Origin of the sequence: Halobaculum marinum, from assembly GCF_029338555.1 — an archaeon.
Taxonomy (GTDB): Archaea; Halobacteriota; Halobacteria; order Halobacteriales; family Haloferacaceae; genus Halobaculum; species Halobaculum marinum.
On sequence record NZ_CP119989.1, the window covers coordinates 2,360,717 to 2,377,225 of the forward strand.

The window sequence follows — 16,509 nt, forward strand, 5'->3', positions numbered from 1 at the left end:
TCGTTCGCAAGCCATATACACCCGATCACGACACTACATACCAATGGAACTCGCCGGACTCGCCGCACGACTGGATCGCATCTCCACAGACGACCGCATCCTCATGGTGCCGATGGACCACGGCATCACGCTCGGCGCCGTGAAGGGGCTGAAGGACATCGAGGGCACCATCGACGCCGTCACGCGCGGCGGCGCCGACGCCGTGCTCACCCAGCCCGGCATCGCCCCGCGCGTCCACGACAACAAGAACGGCGCGGGCTACGTCGTCCACCTCAACGCCTCGACGGTCGTCGGCCCCGAGAGCAACGACAAACGCCAGACCGGGTCGGTGAAAAGCGCCATCCGCGCCGGCGCCGACGCCGTCTCGATGCACATCAACGTCGGCTCCGACTACGAGCCCGAGCAGATGACGTTCCTCTCGGAGCTGTGTGAGGAGGCCAACGAGTACGGCGTCCCCGTGCTCGCGATGGCGTACGCCCGCGGCGCGAACTTGGAGGGCGACGACCCCGAGCACGACGCCGAGTACCTCGGCCACGCCGTCCGCCTCGCCGAGGAGTGCGGCGCCGACCTCGTGAAGACCGCCTACTCGGGCGACGCGGCCAGCTTCGAGCACGTCTGCGAGTCGACGCGCCTGCCGGTGATCATCGCCGGCGGCTCGCCCGTCAGCGACCTCGCGACACTGGAGAACGTCCGCGGCGCGATGGACGCCGGCGCCGCCGGCGTCTCGATGGGGCGCACCATCTTCCAGCACGACGACCCCGAAGCGATGACGCGCGCGGTGTCGGCGGTCGTCCACGACGACGCCGACGCGGAGGACGCACTGTCGGCGTCCGGGCTGTAAGCGCGAGTCGTCGACACCCGGTCTTCTGGGCGACCCCGACAGTCTGTTAGAGGTGGCGAAGCGTCTCTGCCGACGGATCTTTCACGCCGATGTGAGCACCCATCAGGAGAACTGTGGTCAGCATCACTGCCACCGGCAACACCAACAACGGCGGCGTCGACACGAACACCAACGTACCGAGGAACGCGAGGACGAAGCCGATAACACCGTGGAACAGTCTGATCGCGATCTGTCGGACGGAGATGTACGTGTAGACGTTGATCGTCTCGAAGGGGCCCCAGGAGTGTCGGTTCGGATGCGCCCGGATGTCGGCGATCGGTGCCGTCAAGTGGACCACCGCGTAGGCGTACCAGATAACCGCGCCCGCGACCCAGCGAGCCACTACCCCCAGATACGAACCTGCTCCGACGGAACTCCCCGCGACCCACGTCACACCGAACGGGATTTGCGCGAGTACCACGACGAATAGGGCACCGATCGTCGCCGTCCGCGAGTCGCGAATTCGCTTTGCGATCGATGAGACCGTCACGAAGCGGCGTACGTGTTCCCCCGTTCTAAATCCGCGTGACGTTCCCGAAGCGGGTCGTCCCATCGCCGTATTCGCCACGTTAAAGCGGCGCCCCCGATAGCGACTGACAATGACACGAACGCGATCCGTCTGGATCCGCGCCGACGGCGACGTCGGCGACTGGGACACGCGACGCGAGCGGATCACCGCCGGCCTCGAAGCCGGCGTCGACTGGGTGCTCGTCGACGAGCGCGACGTCTCGAAGGTGCGCGAGTTGGGCGACGTGAACGTCGCGGCGTTCCGCTCGGACGCCGACGTGGACGTGATCGACGACGTGGAATCCGGGGACGGTGACGAGTACGCCGTCGCCGACGCCTACATCGTCGGGAAGGACGGCGAGGGCGACGGCACCGTCTCGTTCCCCTCGGACTTCTCGGGGTCGGCTGACCTGTCGACGCTGCGCCGCGACGACAACCGCGCGCAGGGGGCGTTCGTCCGCATCTTCGACGAGGACTACGAGGCGTTCGCGGAGGCCGCCGCCCGCGACGCGGAGTTCGTCGTCGTCGCCAGCGAGAACTGGCAGATCATCCCGCTGGAGAACCTCATCGCGCGCATCGGCGACGAGACCACGCTCGTCGCAGGTGCGACCACCGCCGAGGAGGCGCGCACCGCCTTCGAGACGCTGGAACTCGGCGCCGAGGGCGTCCTGCTCGACACGGACGACCCCGACGAGATCCGCAAGACGGTGGAGGTGCGCGACGAGGCAGACCGCGAGACGCTCGACCTCACCACCGCGACGGTCACCGCCGTCGAGCGAACCGGCTCCGCCGACCGCGTCTGCGTCGACACCGGGTCGATCATGGACCACGACGAAGGGATGCTCGTCGGGTCGATGAGCCGCGGGCTGTTCTTCGTCCACGCCGAGACCGCCGACTCACCGTACGTCGCCTCGCGCCCATTCCGCGTCAACGCCGGCGCGGTCCACGCGTACGTCCGCACGCCCGACGGAGGAACGAAGTACCTCTCGGAACTGCGCTCGGGCGACGAGGTGCAGGTGGTCGACACGAACGGGAAGACGCGCGAGGCGGTCGTCGGTCGCGTGAAGATCGAGAAGCGGCCCATGTTCCGCGTGCAAGCGGAGGTCGAGACCGACGACGGCGAGGTCGACCGTATCGAGACGCTCATCCAGAACGCCGAGACGGTGAAGGTCGCCACCACCGACGGCCGGAAGCCCGTCACCGACCTGGCCGAAGGTGACGAGGTTCGCGTCTTCTACGAGGACGTCGCTCGCCACTTCGGCGAAGCCGTCGAAGAGTCGATCATCGAACAGTAACGGGGGACGTGAGGGGGGTACCCTCACGTCGTCCGGGTCCGCCGGGCTACCGCTCGCGGTGGACGTAGTCAAACTCTACGGCACAGTACCAACAGAACCCCAGCGAGAGGTCAACCTCTCGCCGGCACCGCGGACAAGTGATGACGGCCCGACGCGCCTCCCGCTGGGCGAGCACGTACGCGTCCAGCGACGACAGCGAGAGGACGACGAACAGCGGCACGCCGATGCGGAGCGCGGTGGTCACCGAGATGCCACCGATCTGGCTCGCCGCGATGGACTCCGCGCCGGCGACGCCGAACAGTCCCGCGAACACGAGCGCCGACCCCGCCAGCAGCGCCAGCCACGCGACGCCACGGCTCCACCGACGGAGGTAGGCGTGCCCGAGCGCCGGCACGACCGCCAGCGCCGCCGCGACCACGGGGCGTCGTTGCATTACCCCCTCTGTACCCGAGGGACCGACATGAAGCTTCGTACGCGCCGTCAGACGCGCGTCCGCCCGGCGGCAGTCCCGCGTCCGCGGCGCCGTGCGCGAGTCGGACTCCGAACGGCTCGCCGCCTCACCGCGAGGAGAGGTCGTCGACGAGTCGCCGCAGCGTCGACAGGTCGTACTGCCCGGGGGCGGTGGCGTCGGTCGCATCCACCGGCGCGTAACCGAGTCGAGAGCCGTATACCGGCGCGACCGCGCGGGTGTGACGCCCCGCCTCGCCCATCGCCATCGTCGCCACGCGGTCGCCGCGGGCGGTCGCGCGCTGGGTCGCCGACAGCACGGCGAGCGCCTCCGCGCTGGTTCGGGCGGTGACCGCGAGTTTCCCAATGTCGCCGGCGGTCGCGGCGGCCCGCAAGAGTGCGTCTACTGTCCGCGAGTCGGGCGTGCCGTCGAAGTCGTGGACCGACGCGACCACCGCGGCGTCGTGTTCGCGGGCGCGGGCGACCACCTCGGCGACGGTGACCTCGTTCGTCCCGGTCGCGCGCCCGCGTAGCGTCGCCAACTCCACGTCGACGGCGGCGACCGCCTCGTGCTCAACGGCAGTCGCCAGCGCGTCGAGTCGGCCGTACGGCGCCGTCTCGCCGCCCTCCCAGTGGGGACGGTTCGTCACGAGCAGAGGTAAGTCGCCGTCGTAGGCGGCCAGCGCGTCGAGTGGGTCGGCGGCGAGGTCCATGCGAAACTCCACGCAGTCGGCGTGCTCGCGGGCCGCCGGTTCCTCGTCGAGGTCGGCAGTGCTCGCACACAGGGTGAACGAGTCGAGGTCGAGGGCACTGGGCATGGCTCGATGGAGTGGCGCGGGGAGCAAAAGCGCACCCGTGCGCGACGGTGGGTGAGCGACCGATAGGCTCGTTCGTCCGACTGACCGCCCCGTTACAGTTCCTCTGCCGACAGCACCGACGGTCGGCGTTGGATCGTCGCCACGCCGACGCCGAGGACGAACACGCCGGTGAGGACGATGGCCAGTCCGAACAGGTCACCGTCGCGCATCTGTCCGGTGCCGAGCACGCACATCCCGACGCCGAGCGAACAGCCGGCGACCCCCCGGAGCGTGACGTGGTCGACGGCGTAGCCGGCGACGCGGCCCTCGATGCGGAGGCCCGCGGTGAACGCGAACGCGCCGCCGATGGCGAACAGCGCGAGGACCGTCACGAGCACCGGCGAGGCGGGGAGCCCGAAGAAGACGACGATAGCGGCGCTCAAGCCGAGCAAGAGCACACCCTGCAGCAGTTCATATCGGGGACGCATCGCTGGGTATCTGGCGTCCTCGGGTGAAAAGCGGTCGGGTCCGGCGGACGAGTTACGCGACGAGGCCGTCTTCGGCTTCCAGCAACTCGTGGTAGCGGTTGCGGATGGTGACCTCGGAGATGTCGGCGACCTCCGAGACGGCCGCCTGCGTCGTCTTCTCGTTGGTGAGGAGGGCGGCGGCGTACACCGCGGCGGCTGCGAGGCCGACGGGCGACTTGCCCGAGTGGACGCCCTTCTCCTTGGCGTTCTTCAGGAGCTGTTTGGCGCGCATCTCCGACTCCTCCGACAGGTCCAGCGAGGAGGCGAAGCGGGGGACGTACTGCTCGGGGTCGGCGGGCTTCACTTCCAGCTTCAGTTCGCGGACGACGTAGCGGTACGTGCGGGCGACCTCGTCCTTGGAGACGCGGGAGACGTCGCTGATCTCGTCGAGGCTGCGCGGGACGCCGGCCATCCGAGCGGCGGCGTACACGCAGGCCGTCGAGACGCCCTCGATGGAGCGGCCCGGCAGGAGGTCCTCGTCGAGCGCGCGGCGGTAGATGACGGAGGCGGTCTCGCGGACGTTGTCCGGGAGGCCGAGTGCCGAGGCCATCCGGTCGATCTCACCGAGCGCCTGCTTCAGGTTGCGCTCTTTGGAGTCGCGCGTGCGGAACCGCTCGTTCCACTTGCGGAGGCGGCGCATCTTCTGGCGCTGGCGGGCGCCCAGCGAGCGGCCGTAGGCGTCCTGGTCGCGCCAGTCGATGTTGGTCGACAGCCCCTTGTCGTGCATCGTGTTCGTCGTGGGGGCGCCGACGCGGGACTTCTGGTCCTTCTCGGCGGCGTCGAACGCGCGCCACTCGGGACCGCGGTCGACGGAGTCCTCCTCGACGACGAGGCCGCACTCCTCGCAGACGGTCTCGCCGTGCTCTTCGTCCTGGATGACGTTCCCGCTACACTCGGGGCAGACGAGTTCGTCGCCGCCCTGTTGGGTCTCCTCTTCGGATTCGTCGCTGTGTCGTTCGTGTGCTGTTCGTCGGTCGCGCCCGGCGGGTCGGCGTCGGGTGTGGGTTTTCTCGCTCATTTCGGCAGGGGGCGTGAGCCCGGAAGGGGATATAAAAAACCCCGGGGTGACTCTGTGCCCAAACGACGGACGATCGGTATAAAAATCAAACGATGTCGAGGACGGGTGTGCGCCGCCGTCACGCGATCGGAGAATCGCACGACGGGGACCTTATGTGCGAACAGCTCTCACGCCCCAACGATGGTGACAGATCGGGTCGTGTCGCTCGCGCCGAGCGCGACGGCGACGGTGGGTGCGCTGGAGGCGGTAGACGTCCCCGACGCGGACGGAGTTGCTACCGCGCTCGTCGGCGTGACGAACGCGTGCGAAGCCCCGACCGGTGCCGGTGACCCGACGGTCGTTGGTGGCTGGCCGAACCCAGCGCTGGATGCCGTCGAGCGCCTCGACCCTGACGTCGTGTTGACCTGCGACGCGCTCCAGCGGGAGACGGTCGCGGCGCTGCGCGAGCGCGGCCTCACCGTCGCCAACGCCGAGCCGACCCGGCTGTCCGAAGTGTTCGAGTACGTCGCCGCCGTGGGCCGCGCCGTCGACGCCCCGGCGGCGGGCGAGCGACTCGCCGCGTCGCTCGGACAACGAGTGGCCCGCGTGGAGACCGCGGTGCCGGACGACCCGAGCGAGCGACCCGTCGTCTACGCCGAGGAGTGGGGCGACCCCCCGATGGCGGCGGGGAACTGGGTCCCGGACGCCGTCGCGGCCGCCGGCGGTCGCTGCCCGTTCGTCGCGCCCGGCGAGCGGTCGCGGGCGGTCGACGCCGCCGAGGTCGCCGACGCCGCACCCGACCACGCCGTCTTGCACTGGTGCGGCACCGACAGGGAGCCGTCGGCGACGGTCCTGGCCGACCGCGGGTGGCGCCTCGACGCGGAGGTCCACGTCGTCGACGACGCGCTGTTGAACCAGCCGAGTCCGCGGCTCGTCGACGGCATCGAGACGCTGGCGGCGCTGCTGCACGGCGTCGCGGTCGGCGGTGAGAACGAAGCAGGCGGTGGTGCGGGCGGTTACAGGTCCAGCGAGTAGAGCCGCTTGCGCGCGTCGGTGAACGAGAACCGCGACTCCACGACGTCGACTTCCTCCAGCCGCGAGAGTGCGTAGCGGACCGTCCGTGACGGCAGCAGCGTCTCCTCGGCCAACTCGCTTTGGCTCAACGTGTCCTCGTACTCCAGCACCTTCGCCACCAACTTCGCGCTCGGCGGGAGGTCCCGGACCGGTGCCCACTCGTCTGTCGCCCCGTCCTCGGCGACGGGTTCGGCGTCGGTCGCGCTCATCGTACCCGCATCGATGCGATGCCGATGGTTAATACTTGCTATCTTAGAAATTACTGTTGGACATCGAATTATCACGGTCTTCACCCCGACCCGAAGTCTCTTATTAACGTCCGCCCTAGCATCGCCGATGACTGACACCGTTGACGACGTGGATCTCCCCTACGAGGAGGAGGCCGCGTCGCAGCAGGAGAAGATCGAGGCCCTCCAGGAGCGCCTCGAGGTCCTCGAGGGGCAAAACGAGGAGATGCGCGACAAGCTCCTGGACGCGAACGCGGAGAACAACAAGTACCAGCAGAAGCTCGAGCGCCTCACGCACGAGAACAAGAAGCTCAAGCAGTCGCCGCTGTTCGTCGCGACGGTCCAGGAACTGACGGAGGACGGCGTCGTGATCAAACAGCACGGCAACAACCAGGAGGCGCTGACCGAGGTCACCGACGAGATGCGCGAGGAGTTGGAGCCCGACGACCGCGTCGCGGTCAACAACTCGCTGTCGGTCGTGAAGAAGCTGGAGAAGGAGACGGACGTGCGCGCTCGCGTGATGCAGGTCGAGCACTCCCCGGACGTCACCTACGAGGACATCGGCGGCCTCGACGAGCAGATGAACGAGGTGCGCGAGACGGTCGAGATGCCGCTCAAGAGCCCGGAGATGTTCACGAAGGTTGGCATCCAGCCGCCGAGCGGCGTCCTGCTCCACGGCCCGCCGGGGACGGGGAAGACGATGCTGGCGAAGGCCGTCGCGAACCAGACCGACGCGACGTTCATCAAGATGGCCGGCTCCGAACTCGTCCACAAGTTCATCGGCGAGGGCGCCAAACTCGTCCGCGACCTGTTCGAGGTCGCTCGCGAGAACGAGCCCGCCGTCATCTTCATCGACGAAATCGACGCCATCGCCTCCAAGCGGACGGACTCGAAGACCTCCGGCGACGCCGAGGTCCAGCGCACGATGATGCAGTTGCTCGCCGAGATGGACGGCTTCGACGAGCGCGGCGAGATCCGCATCATCGCGGCGACGAACCGCTTCGACATGCTCGACCCGGCGATCCTCCGCCCGGGGCGGTTCGACCGCCTCATCGAGGTGCCCAAGCCCGAGATCGAGGGGCGCGAGCTCATCTTCAAGATCCACACGCGCGACATGAACGTCGCCGACGACGTGGACTTCGGCGAGTTGGCCGAACTCACCGAGGGCGCCTCCGGCGCGGACGTGAAGGCCGTCTGCACCGAGGCCGGCATGTTCGCCATCCGCGAGGACCGCACCGAGATCCGGATGGCCGACTTCGAGGCCGCCTGGGAGAAGACCTCCCAAGCCGAGGAACCCGACGCGGACGACTCGCTGGCGTTCGCGTAGTCGTCCCCCGCTTCTCCTGTCGTCCGCTCCCGTGAGCGACTGCCGCGTCCAGCGGCGCACCCCGCCGCGAGCACCGTCCGCCTCGGCGCGCGAACCCCGAGCGGCTTTTGTGGACGCGCGAGCACCGACCGGTATGACGCTGGAGGCCGCCGTCGCCGCCCCGTTCCGTGGCGCCGGCACCGACCGGATGGGCGAGGGGGAGTTCGTCGTCGCGCTCTCGCTCGACCGCGACTGGTTCTCCCCGGACCAGGCGAAACGCCTCGTCGACATCGCGACCGGCCGGGGGCTGTTGGCCGAGACCGACGGCGACCTCGTCACGCAGTTCGACCCCGCAGAGGTGCACGTCCCCGCCGACTTCGAGCCGGACGAGTCGATCCTCCGCGAGCAGTCCACCTTCGAGCAGGCGGTCGACGCCATCGTCGCCGGCGGTGTGGAGAAACGCGAGGCCGTCGCCGCGGCGAACCGCCGTCAGCGCGAGGCCGGCGTGACGCTGGAGACGGCGGCCGTGCTCGTCGCGCGCGAGCACGGTATCGACGTGGAAGCAATCGCCGCGGAGGTGCGTGCGGACCTCCTCGCGGGCGCGGACGAACCAGACGACGGCGACTCCGACGGAGCAGCCGACGACGCCGCGGGGGCCGAGTGATGGTGGCCGACCAGACGACCGACGGCGTCCGGATCGCCCAACTGCTCGCCTCTGAGATCACGGGCGACGGCGACCGCCTCCGGGACGCGGTCGTGAGCGACGCCGACCCCGACGTGAAGCCGACGCCGGACGGGACGCTCGCGTACCGCGTTCGGCTTGCCGACGGCGAGGGGGGCGAAGAAGGTGGTGACGACGGCGACGACGTGCTCGCCGAGGTGTTCGTCCACCCCGAGCGCGCGAGAGTCGAGTTCGTCGCCGACCCGGACGCCGCCGCGACCGCCGCCGAGGGGGCGGGACTCCGGGTGCGACCGAAGGCCGTGAGGCCCCCCCGGACGGTCGTGTTCGTCGAGGACGGCGCGCAGGTGAAGCACGTACTGCCGGCGTTCTACGCGGTCGTGAGCGGTGACTCCGGCGCAGACGGCGCTGCCTGAGCGGGCCACGGCGCCGCCGGTCAGAAGTCGTCGAGGATCCCCGGCAGGTCGCTGGCGAGGCGGTCGCGTGCGACCGTGGCATCAGCTTCGGGCGCTGGTTCGTCGCCCTCGCCGAGCACCTGTACGGTGTTGATGCCGAGGGCGGCGGCCCCACGGATGTCCTCGACCGGGTGGTCGCCGACGAACGCCGTCTCGGCGGGTTCGGTGCCGAGCGCGTCCAGTAGCGCCTCGAAGGCGCGGCGATCCGGCTTGCCCGCCGGCAGGTCGCCGGAGATGTGGACCGTGTCGAAGTCGTCCCACCAGCCGAGGTGGTCGAGTTTCGCCGACTGCGCCCGCACGGGGCCGTTCGTCAGGACGCCGACGCGGTAGCGCTCCCTGAGTGACGCGACCAACTCGCGAGCGCCCGGCACCGGCACGAGCGCGCCGGTGACGGCCTCTCGGTAGGCGGTCGCGAGGGCCGCCGGGTCCGCCTCGACGTCGTGGGGGTCCAGTAGTTCAGCGAAGACGGGTTCGCGGCTGTCTGCCGTTCGATGTTTCGCGTGGGCGTCGAGGTACGACTGACGGTCGACCGTCCCTGCGAGTTCGGCAGCGCCGCCGGCGTGCAGCGCGTCCGCGAGGAGGTCTGCCCGGGAGCGCTCCGGGACGGCGAGCGTGTAGTCGAGGTCGAAGCCGACCGACCGTATCACGCTCGAATCGACGTGACCACCGGATATGAAGTCAGCGACCCGAGTTCGCACGCCGAGAATCGGCGGCCCCGGCTCCGCGGCCCGGTCGCCGTGGCGACGACCGCACCGTTTTTGCGCCGGGGGCGCCCGGGTTCGAGCGTGACGCTGGACCCCGTACACGTCGACACCATCGCGTACCTCGCCTCGGCGATCGCCGACGGGGTCGACGACGCCGACCACGACGACCTCGCGGGCACGGCGTGGGCGGAGTGGCTCGACCCACTGCACGACGACGGCCGGGTGGTGCTGGAGTCGCTCGGCGACCACGAACTCCGCGAGACGCCCGTCGAGGACGCCGCGCTCACCGAGCGCCCGTTCGAGTCGAGCCACGGCGTCGACTCGGGCACCCTCAACCCCACCTCGTTCAAGAACGGCCTCGTGCTCGACGTGGCACAGGCGGCGATGGGTGCCGAGCCGACCGACTTGGACCTGCACCGCGGTCGCTCTATCGTCGTCACGGTCCACGCCAACGACGCGACGGTGTTCTTCCCCGACGTGCCCGACGGCTGGATGCCGTACGACGAGGGCTCCTCCGAACGCCGGGTGCTGAAGGTGCCGCGCAGTCGCCGCTTCGCCGACGAGATGGTCCACGAGTTGGCGCTGTCGCTGGCGGAGTCCCACCACGCGCGCAAACACCTCGAACGCGGCGAAGTGGGCGACCTGCTCGTCCTCGACGGGCCGCTGTACCCCAAGCGCCTGCTCAACTGGGCGACGCGCGACCGCGAGTTGCGTGAGGTCGCCCACGGCGACACCGTGCAGGAGGCCGTCGAGACGTACGTCCGCGTCGTCGAGTCGGCCATCCAGCGCGACGTGCCGGTGATCGGCTTCGTGAAGAACCCCACCTCCGGGTACGTCACCCGCACGCTCGACCGCAAAGGGATCGAGGCGCCGTGGCCAGACGACGCGGCGCTGTTCACCAGACTGCTGGAGCGGCGCCCGGACGGCGAGCGCGACGACGACGCGATCACGTTCACCTCGTGGCTGCGCTCGCGTGGCGGCTCCGACCGCCCGCTCGCGACCGACGGCGACCTCCTCGGCGTCGAGCGCGAGTTGGAACCCGAGGCGTACGAAGTGACGTACATGCACGTGTACGAACCGCGCGAGGACGTGCTGTTCAAGGTGGAGGCGCCGGCGGCGTTCACGAGCGATGCCGAGACGCGCGACCGCCTCACCCGGCAGGTGGTGTCTGAGGTCGCCGCCGAGGCGGGGCCGCCGAAGCCGGTCGCGAAGGCGGACGAACTCGCGCGCATCGGCGTCGGCGAGAAGGAAGCGCTGCGGCGGAAGTTCGAGGAGCGGTTCGGCGCGGAGTTCCTCCGGACGTACGACGACGTCCGGTGGTCCGAGGAGTAGCAGGTCGCCGCAGGCGTCGCGACGACTCAGCCCGCGAGATCGGCGTGCGACACCGGCTCAGCCGGATCCGCGTCCGCGAGTTGCCGGTACGCGCTGACCAGCACGGCGATGCTGAACAGGCTCACGAAGCCGGTCACCGCCGCCGAGAGGATGTTGCCGACCACGGGCGAGACGATGCCGAGCAGGCCGAAGGCGCCGCCGACCACCGAACCGACGATCACGACCACAACGCCGAGGACGAACAGGCGGATGCGATTGCCCGCGGTGAGCGACCAACTGCGCTTCAGCGACGCGACCACGCCGCGGTCCTCGATGACGACGGCCAGTTGCGCGAAGATCAGACAGACCATGAGGAAGATGCCCGGGAAGACCAAGAACACGAAGCCGACCGTGATGGCGACCGTCGTGATCACCGAGACGACGATCAACACCAGCGCCGTCCGCCCGAGGCGACGCGTGTGCTCGGCGGTCGGCACCTCGTCGATGTCGGCGTACACGGCGCGCATGGCGACGATGGTGACGACGAACGTCACCGCCAGCGCGAGGAGCGCGACGACGCCGGAGACGCTCGCCGGGAGTGGGAGTGCGAGCGGGTACGCCGACGCCGCCTCGGGTGGGAGGCTCGGGGCGAGCAGGTCGTCGAAGAGGGAGTTGAGCGCGACCTGCATGACGACCTGCAGCGCAGCGATGACCAGCGCGAGGGTCAGCCCACCCCGCGTGTTCAGTCGGTCGATACCGTCAGTGAGCGCCGTTCCGATACGGAGTGTCGGGGACACGCACCGGGGTTGACCGAGCGTTCAGGAAAACGCACCGATAGTGTTCGCTCGCCGATCAGATGCCAGCGGCGGGCGCCCGAAACCGGACGGCCAGCGTCGGCACGCGCGCCTACGTCGGGTCCTCTTTCAGGACCTCGACTTCCACGTCCGCCTCGGGGACGCCGACCCGGGCGAACTGCGTACGCACGTGCTCCTCCGCGGCGTCGACCGCCTGCTCACGCGTGTCGAACCCGCGCGGCGCGGGCGACTCGAAGGCGACGCGGATCGCTTCGCCGTCGACGACCAACTCCGACCCGCCCGACTCGACCTCGTAGAACGCGTCGCACACCCAGACGTAGGGGGCGTCCTCGTCGGGTGCGCCCTTGAACGACGGGGGCTCCTCCCCGCGTTCGTAAACCGTGCCGGTGAGCGTCGTCCCGCCGCCGCTCCCGCGGACCAACAACATGCAGTTACGTAGCCGGCGAGCGCGGATAAGCGGTCGCATCGAGTGACCGGACCGCGGTGCGCCGGGCGACGGATACGGTTTTCACCCCGCGCCCCACAGGGCGTGACATGACCGACGCCGGAGAGCCGAACCTCGGCGACTTCGAGGACCCAGGCCAGTTCGACGAGACCGGCGACGCCGACCAGACGGCCGGCGACGACCACGACAGCGCCGACGCCGCGGGCGCCCCCGACACCACGAGTCGTCGAAGCGACGGCGCCGACACGGCCAGCGACGGCGACGCCGACGCGGACGAAGCGTCCGGTGAGGAGTCCGGCTTCGAGCGGTACGCGATGGAGGCGGCGGAGGCGACCGTCGCCGACGGCATCGGCACCGTCTCCGTCGCGCAGGGACTGCGCGTGGCCGAGGACAGCGACGAGACGAGCCTGAAGGCGTTCGTCACCGTCGGTAACCGCGAGGACGTTCGGATCGGGAAGTACCTCATGGTGCCGTACCCCGACGGCGAACAGTTGTTCTGCCGGATCACGGCGCTGGAGTACGCCCAGGAGTTCCGCACCGACGACGCGACGGAGTTGACCGCCCAGCGCCGGATGCGCACGAACCGCGGCGACTTCACCGAGGCCGACTACAAGTACATCGCCGAGTTGTCGCCGGTCGCGGTGCTGTTCCACGACGGAGACGAACTGAAGCGGCGGATGGTCGACCGTGTCCCCAAACCTGGCGCGCTCGTCCAGCAGGCGACCGACGCCGAACAGATCAAGACCGGACTCGCCATCCCTGAGGAAGGCGTGTTCCTCGGCCACCTCTCGGTCGGCGGCGAGAAGGTGCGCACCGCCGCCGAACCGCCGACCGTCGACTACCGCCTCAAGGACGACTACACCGACGGCGACCCGCTCGTGTTCCGCCACACGCTCGTCGCCGGCGGCACCGGGTCCGGGAAGACCCACGGCGCGAAGAACGTCCTCCGACAGTACCTCGGACGCTCCTACGAGACGGACGACGGGCGCGACGCCCGCGCGGCGGTCGTGATGTTCGACCCCCAAGACGAGTATGCCCAGATGCACGACGACAACCCCGAACTCGACGACGAGTGGGCCCGTCGGCTGGAGGGGGAGGGCATCGAACACGGCGGGCACGACGACACCGTCGCGCTCGTCCCGAAGGAGGCGGGCGTCACCTACCCGGGGCGTGGCCACCGCGCCGAGCAGGTGGAGTTCACCGTCCCGTTCTCCATCGTCGACGACTACAACATGCCGTGGCTCGTCGCCGGCGCGTCGCTCAACGAGAACCAGTACCCGGCGCTGCGGACGCTCATCGACCGCTTCTTCCGCAACTACCGCGGCGGGACGTACCAGGAGTTCCTCTCGTTCCTCGACGACCCCGCGCTGAAGGAGGAACTCCACGAGTCCGGGCGCGTCCACGAGGCGACGTACGACGCGGTGAAGCGCCGCGTGCGCGGCGTCCCGTCGGGCGTGTTCGACCAGGACGCCAAGTCCATCACGGAGTTGGACACGACGCTGGTGCGCCCGGGTGGGCTGACGGTCGTGCCGACGTACCACCTCTCGTCGGCGCGGGCCAAGGAGATGTTCGTGCTCGCGCTGTCGGCGATGCTCGTCGACGACAAACTGTCGAACTCGCCGCGGAGCGACCGCATCGACGAGACGCCGCTCGTGCTCGGGATGGACGAGGCGCACAACTTCCTCGCGGGCGCCGACAACGTCCAGGCCCGGCAGGTCGTCGGGAAGTTCACCGAGGCGGCCAAGCAGGGGCGCAAGGAGCGACTGGGACTGTTCCTCGTGACGCAGGACCCGCAGGACATCGCCGACCCCGTGTTCAAGCAGGTGAACACGCGACTCGTGCTCAACCTCGGCGACGAGGACGCCATCTCGTCGGTGAACATCCCGCCGTCGCTGGCGAACAAGGTGCCGTACATGGAGAAGGGCCAGATGGTGGTGTACTCGCCGGACAACTCCGAACCCGTCGAGGTGACGGGGCTCCCGGTGTGCGTGACCCGTCACGGCGAGTGAGTCGCGCCGGCGGCGGCCTTTTTGTCACCACGTGGTAAACCCCCGGCCATGAGCAAGCGGATCCTCGTCGGCGTCGACGACTCCGAGCAGGCCGCCGGCGCGCTGTCGTTCGTCGGCGACGAGTGGAGCGACGCCGACGTGACGCTGCTGTACGTCATCGACCCGGCCGAGTCGAAGTCCGCGCGGGGGGCGGGCGTGCCCAGTGGCGCCGAGGAGTGGTACGAACGCACCAAGCGCGAGGCGGAGGCAACGCTGGCTGCGGCGGTCGACTCGCTCGGCGTCGACGGCGCCGTCGAGACGACCACGGTCGTGGGAAAGCCCGCCGCCAGCATCGTGGAGTACGCGACCGAGCACGACGTCGACCACATCGTCGTCGGGAGCCACGGTCGGCGTGGAATCTCGCGGGTCGTCCTCGGGAGCGTCGCCGAAGCCGTCGTTCGGAACGCGCCGGTGCCGGTGACCGTCGTCCGATAGGTTCGAGCGCATCCACACCGACGGGGCGCGAACGGGCCGAACACGTGGGCGGGTGACACTCACACGCACTTGCGGCGTGCGGTAGTAACGCACGCGTCACCGCCCGCAACGGCTTTATTCGCCGTCTCGGGCCAGTGATAACCTGCCGGGGTGGGGGAAGGAGCGACCGGGGGTGAGAGGGTCTTCCCTCGGTCGCTCGTACCCTGGGTCGATGGAGTACGAGGAAGTCGTCACCACGCGCCGTTCACTACACGAGTACAGCGACGAGGAGGTATCCGAGGAGACGCTGGAGGACATCGTCGAGCAGGCGACGTACGCCCCGTCGAGTTTCAACCTCCAGCCGTGGGAGTTCCTCGTCGTCCGCGACGACGACGCCCTCGCGACGCTCGCGGAGGTCGCCAACGGGCAAGAGCACATCGAGCAGGCGTCGGCGACGCTCGTCGTCCTCGGCGACCTCGACCCGTCGCGCCACGCCGAGCCCGTGTTCCAAGACTGGCTCGACAAGGGGTACATCCCGGACGAGGAGACGAAGGGGTACCTCGTCGACACCGTCGACGGGATGGCGGACCTCCCCGAGGAGGAGCGCCGCGTGTGGACGAACCGTTCGACCGCGCTGGTCGCCCAGCAGTTCATGACCGCCGCGTGGAACCAGGGCGTCGCGACGCTCCCGATGGAAGGGTTCGACGCGGACGCGCTCGTCGACGAGTTCGACATCGGCGCCGAGTACGAGCCGGTGATGCTCATCGCGGTCGGCTACCCCGCGGAGGACGCCGGCGAACTGCAGGCCGAGCGCAAGTACCGCCGCCCGGTCGACGAGGTGCTCCACTACGACTCGTTCGACCCCGTCTCGGAGACGGCACTCGCCGCCGACCAGTCCGGCGACGCGAGCGCCCCCGCCGACGACTGAGCCGTCCCGACCGACGAGCACAGTTTTCAGCTTCGATACCCGGAGACGAGGGTTTAGGTTCGACCCGACGGCTCCTCCGAGCATGGGAGCGCGGAAGAACGTCCTCTGGGGACTCGTCGTACTGTTCACAGCGGCGCTGATTGTCGGTCCGGCCGTGGGGGCGGCCGGGGCGCAGTCGTCGTCGTGTGCGGCCAACGGCGCACAGCAGGTGTGCCTCGTCGACGCCGGCGTCGACGCCGACACCATCGTCACCGGGCAGTCGACTGAACTGTCGGTGACCGTCGAGAACGTCGGCGACGAGCGCGCGACGGCGGTCGTCGTGCTCAACGTCGCCAGCCCGGACAACGAGACGGACTCGTACGAACTGCGCACGCGGTCGCTCGCGCCGGGCGAGACGCTCACCGTGACGCAGTCCATCGACGCGACCACGATCGGCACCCACGCGCTGCAGACGATCGTGTACAGCGACGGGTACGGACACCGGTACGACGCCACCGAGCCGATGACGGTCACCGTCGAGCCGCGGGGGCTGGGCGGTCCGATCGACGCGCCCGAGTACGCGCTGGGTGCGCTGGTCGGCTCACTCGGCGTCGCCGGCGCCATCGTGTACCGCCGTCGGTAGCCGACGGGTCGGTGGAGTAACGGACGGTCGG

General features: G+C 69.6%; 20 protein-coding genes. 11 read left to right on the forward strand and 9 right to left on the reverse strand.

From position 1 onward, the window contains the following. Positions 1-43: 43 nt before the first annotated feature. A complete protein-coding gene (locus P0R32_RS12265; RefSeq protein WP_276237297.1) occupies positions 44-841 on the forward strand; it encodes a 2-amino-3,7-dideoxy-D-threo-hept-6-ulosonate synthase in 798 nt (265 codons plus the stop codon). A gap of 46 nt (positions 842-887) precedes the next feature. On the opposite strand, the gene P0R32_RS12270 is transcribed toward P0R32_RS12265, so the two are convergent. Beyond that, a complete protein-coding gene (locus P0R32_RS12270; RefSeq protein ID WP_276237298.1) occupies positions 888-1,274 on the reverse strand; it encodes a hypothetical protein in 387 nt (128 codons plus the stop codon). Between the two features lie 205 nt (positions 1,275-1,479). Here P0R32_RS12270 and P0R32_RS12275 point away from each other — a divergent pair, with 205 nt between their 5' ends. Next, positions 1,480-2,682, forward strand: a complete 1,203-nt coding sequence (locus P0R32_RS12275) for a 3-dehydroquinate synthase II (protein WP_276237299.1) — start codon at positions 1,480-1,482, stop codon at positions 2,680-2,682. 46 nt (positions 2,683-2,728) lie between these two features. Here the strand turns inward: P0R32_RS12275 and P0R32_RS12280 are convergent, their stop codons facing one another. From P0R32_RS12280 to P0R32_RS12295, 4 genes are all read right to left on the reverse strand, one after another. After that, the gene (locus P0R32_RS12280) at positions 2,729-3,115 is read right to left on the reverse strand and encodes a DUF7575 domain-containing protein (protein ID WP_276237300.1); all 387 of its coding nucleotides are present in this window, start codon (positions 3,113-3,115) and stop codon (positions 2,729-2,731) included. A gap of 124 nt (positions 3,116-3,239) precedes the next feature. Further along, positions 3,240-3,947, reverse strand: a complete 708-nt coding sequence (locus P0R32_RS12285) for a type I 3-dehydroquinate dehydratase (RefSeq protein WP_276237301.1) — start codon at positions 3,945-3,947, stop codon at positions 3,240-3,242. Between the two features lie 92 nt (positions 3,948-4,039). Continuing rightward, positions 4,040-4,414 carry a DUF7994 family protein gene (locus P0R32_RS12290; protein WP_276237303.1) on the reverse strand — a complete coding sequence of 125 codons (375 nt, stop codon included), beginning with the start codon at positions 4,412-4,414 and terminating at the stop codon, positions 4,040-4,042. Positions 4,415-4,466: 52 nt separating this feature from the next. Further along, the gene (locus P0R32_RS12295; protein ID WP_276237304.1) at positions 4,467-5,471 is read right to left on the reverse strand and encodes a transcription initiation factor IIB; all 1,005 of its coding nucleotides are present in this window, start codon (positions 5,469-5,471) and stop codon (positions 4,467-4,469) included. Positions 5,472-5,651: 180 nt separating this feature from the next. Between P0R32_RS12295 and P0R32_RS12300 the strand changes: the two genes are divergently transcribed. Next, positions 5,652-6,485: a helical backbone metal receptor gene (locus P0R32_RS12300; RefSeq protein WP_276237305.1), complete on the forward strand. Its 834-nt coding sequence runs from the start codon at positions 5,652-5,654 to the stop codon at positions 6,483-6,485. Here P0R32_RS12300 and P0R32_RS12305 read toward each other — a convergent pair. Then, positions 6,467-6,733: a helix-turn-helix domain-containing protein gene (locus P0R32_RS12305; protein WP_276237306.1), complete on the reverse strand. Its 267-nt coding sequence runs from the start codon at positions 6,731-6,733 to the stop codon at positions 6,467-6,469. The two genes, P0R32_RS12300 and P0R32_RS12305, sit on opposite strands and share 19 nt — an antisense overlap. Positions 6,734-6,860: 127 nt before the next feature. Between P0R32_RS12305 and pan1 the strand changes: the two genes are divergently transcribed. From pan1 to P0R32_RS12320, 3 genes are all read left to right on the forward strand, one after another. Then, positions 6,861-8,078, forward strand: a complete 1,218-nt coding sequence (pan1, locus tag P0R32_RS12310) for a proteasome-activating nucleotidase Pan1 (protein ID WP_276237307.1) — start codon at positions 6,861-6,863, stop codon at positions 8,076-8,078. Positions 8,079-8,211: 133 nt separating this feature from the next. Continuing rightward, entirely contained in the window at positions 8,212-8,721 is a 510-nt protein-coding gene (locus P0R32_RS12315) for a DUF2240 family protein (RefSeq protein WP_276237308.1), read from the forward strand. After that, positions 8,721-9,152, forward strand: a complete 432-nt coding sequence (locus tag P0R32_RS12320; RefSeq protein ID WP_276237309.1) for a DUF7993 family protein — start codon at positions 8,721-8,723, stop codon at positions 9,150-9,152. The genes P0R32_RS12315 and P0R32_RS12320 overlap by 1 nt, the downstream gene beginning before the upstream one ends. Before the next feature lie 20 nt (positions 9,153-9,172). Here P0R32_RS12320 and P0R32_RS12325 read toward each other — a convergent pair whose 3' ends face one another. Then, entirely contained in the window at positions 9,173-9,838 is a 666-nt protein-coding gene (locus tag P0R32_RS12325) for an HAD family hydrolase (RefSeq protein ID WP_276237310.1), read from the reverse strand. A 138-nt stretch (positions 9,839-9,976) separates the two neighbouring features. Between P0R32_RS12325 and P0R32_RS12330 the strand changes: the two genes are divergently transcribed. Further along, positions 9,977-11,227, forward strand: coding sequence for a DNA double-strand break repair nuclease NurA (locus P0R32_RS12330; protein ID WP_276237311.1), 1,251 nt, complete (start codon positions 9,977-9,979; stop codon positions 11,225-11,227). Between the two features lie 26 nt (positions 11,228-11,253). Here P0R32_RS12330 and P0R32_RS12335 read toward each other — a convergent pair whose 3' ends face one another. Together P0R32_RS12335 and P0R32_RS12340 are read right to left on the reverse strand one after the other, a co-directional pair. Then, complete coding sequence (locus P0R32_RS12335) at positions 11,254-12,003, reverse strand: DUF7847 domain-containing protein (RefSeq protein WP_276237312.1); 750 nt, start codon at positions 12,001-12,003, stop codon at positions 11,254-11,256. 109 nt (positions 12,004-12,112) lie between these two features. Further along, on the reverse strand, positions 12,113-12,448 hold the full coding sequence (locus tag P0R32_RS12340; RefSeq protein WP_276237313.1) for a DUF7113 family protein: 336 nt from the start codon (positions 12,446-12,448) through the stop codon (positions 12,113-12,115). Positions 12,449-12,555: 107 nt separating this feature from the next. On the opposite strand from P0R32_RS12340, the gene P0R32_RS12345 reads away from it, so the two are divergent. From P0R32_RS12345 to P0R32_RS12360, 4 genes are all read left to right on the forward strand, one after another. Next, positions 12,556-14,475: an ATP-binding protein gene (locus tag P0R32_RS12345; RefSeq protein ID WP_276237314.1), complete on the forward strand. Its 1,920-nt coding sequence runs from the start codon at positions 12,556-12,558 to the stop codon at positions 14,473-14,475. Positions 14,476-14,523: 48 nt separating this feature from the next. Further along, positions 14,524-14,949, forward strand: a complete 426-nt coding sequence (locus P0R32_RS12350; protein ID WP_276237316.1) for a universal stress protein — start codon at positions 14,524-14,526, stop codon at positions 14,947-14,949. Between the two features lie 211 nt (positions 14,950-15,160). After that, entirely contained in the window at positions 15,161-15,856 is a 696-nt protein-coding gene (locus P0R32_RS12355; RefSeq protein ID WP_276237317.1) for a nitroreductase family protein, read from the forward strand. Between the two features lie 82 nt (positions 15,857-15,938). Continuing rightward, a complete protein-coding gene (locus P0R32_RS12360) occupies positions 15,939-16,478 on the forward strand; it encodes a CARDB domain-containing protein (RefSeq protein ID WP_276237318.1) in 540 nt (179 codons plus the stop codon). The last annotated feature ends 31 nt before the right edge of the window (positions 16,479-16,509 follow it).

Coding starts and splice junctions, on each gene's coding strand:
- P0R32_RS12265 (WP_276237297.1), top strand. CDS start 44: ATGGAACTCGCCGGACTCGCCGCACGACTGGATCGCATCTCCACAGAC.
- P0R32_RS12275 (WP_276237299.1), top strand. CDS start 1,480: ATGACACGAACGCGATCCGTCTGGATCCGCGCCGACGGCGACGTCGGC.
- P0R32_RS12280 (WP_276237300.1), bottom strand. CDS start 3,115: ATGCAACGACGCCCCGTGGTCGCGGCGGCGCTGGCGGTCGTGCCGGCG.
- P0R32_RS12285 (WP_276237301.1), bottom strand. CDS start 3,947: ATGCCCAGTGCCCTCGACCTCGACTCGTTCACCCTGTGTGCGAGCACT.
- P0R32_RS12290 (WP_276237303.1), bottom strand. CDS start 4,414: ATGCGTCCCCGATATGAACTGCTGCAGGGTGTGCTCTTGCTCGGCTTG.
- P0R32_RS12295 (WP_276237304.1), bottom strand. CDS start 5,471: ATGAGCGAGAAAACCCACACCCGACGCCGACCCGCCGGGCGCGACCGA.
- P0R32_RS12300 (WP_276237305.1), top strand. CDS start 5,652: ATGGTGACAGATCGGGTCGTGTCGCTCGCGCCGAGCGCGACGGCGACG.
- P0R32_RS12305 (WP_276237306.1), bottom strand. CDS start 6,733: ATGAGCGCGACCGACGCCGAACCCGTCGCCGAGGACGGGGCGACAGAC.
- pan1 (WP_276237307.1), top strand. CDS start 6,861: ATGACTGACACCGTTGACGACGTGGATCTCCCCTACGAGGAGGAGGCC.
- P0R32_RS12315 (WP_276237308.1), top strand. CDS start 8,212: ATGACGCTGGAGGCCGCCGTCGCCGCCCCGTTCCGTGGCGCCGGCACC.
- P0R32_RS12320 (WP_276237309.1), top strand. CDS start 8,721: ATGGTGGCCGACCAGACGACCGACGGCGTCCGGATCGCCCAACTGCTC.
- P0R32_RS12340 (WP_276237313.1), bottom strand. CDS start 12,448: ATGTTGTTGGTCCGCGGGAGCGGCGGCGGGACGACGCTCACCGGCACG.
- P0R32_RS12345 (WP_276237314.1), top strand. CDS start 12,556: ATGACCGACGCCGGAGAGCCGAACCTCGGCGACTTCGAGGACCCAGGC.
- P0R32_RS12350 (WP_276237316.1), top strand. CDS start 14,524: ATGAGCAAGCGGATCCTCGTCGGCGTCGACGACTCCGAGCAGGCCGCC.
- P0R32_RS12355 (WP_276237317.1), top strand. CDS start 15,161: ATGGAGTACGAGGAAGTCGTCACCACGCGCCGTTCACTACACGAGTAC.
- P0R32_RS12360 (WP_276237318.1), top strand. CDS start 15,939: ATGGGAGCGCGGAAGAACGTCCTCTGGGGACTCGTCGTACTGTTCACA.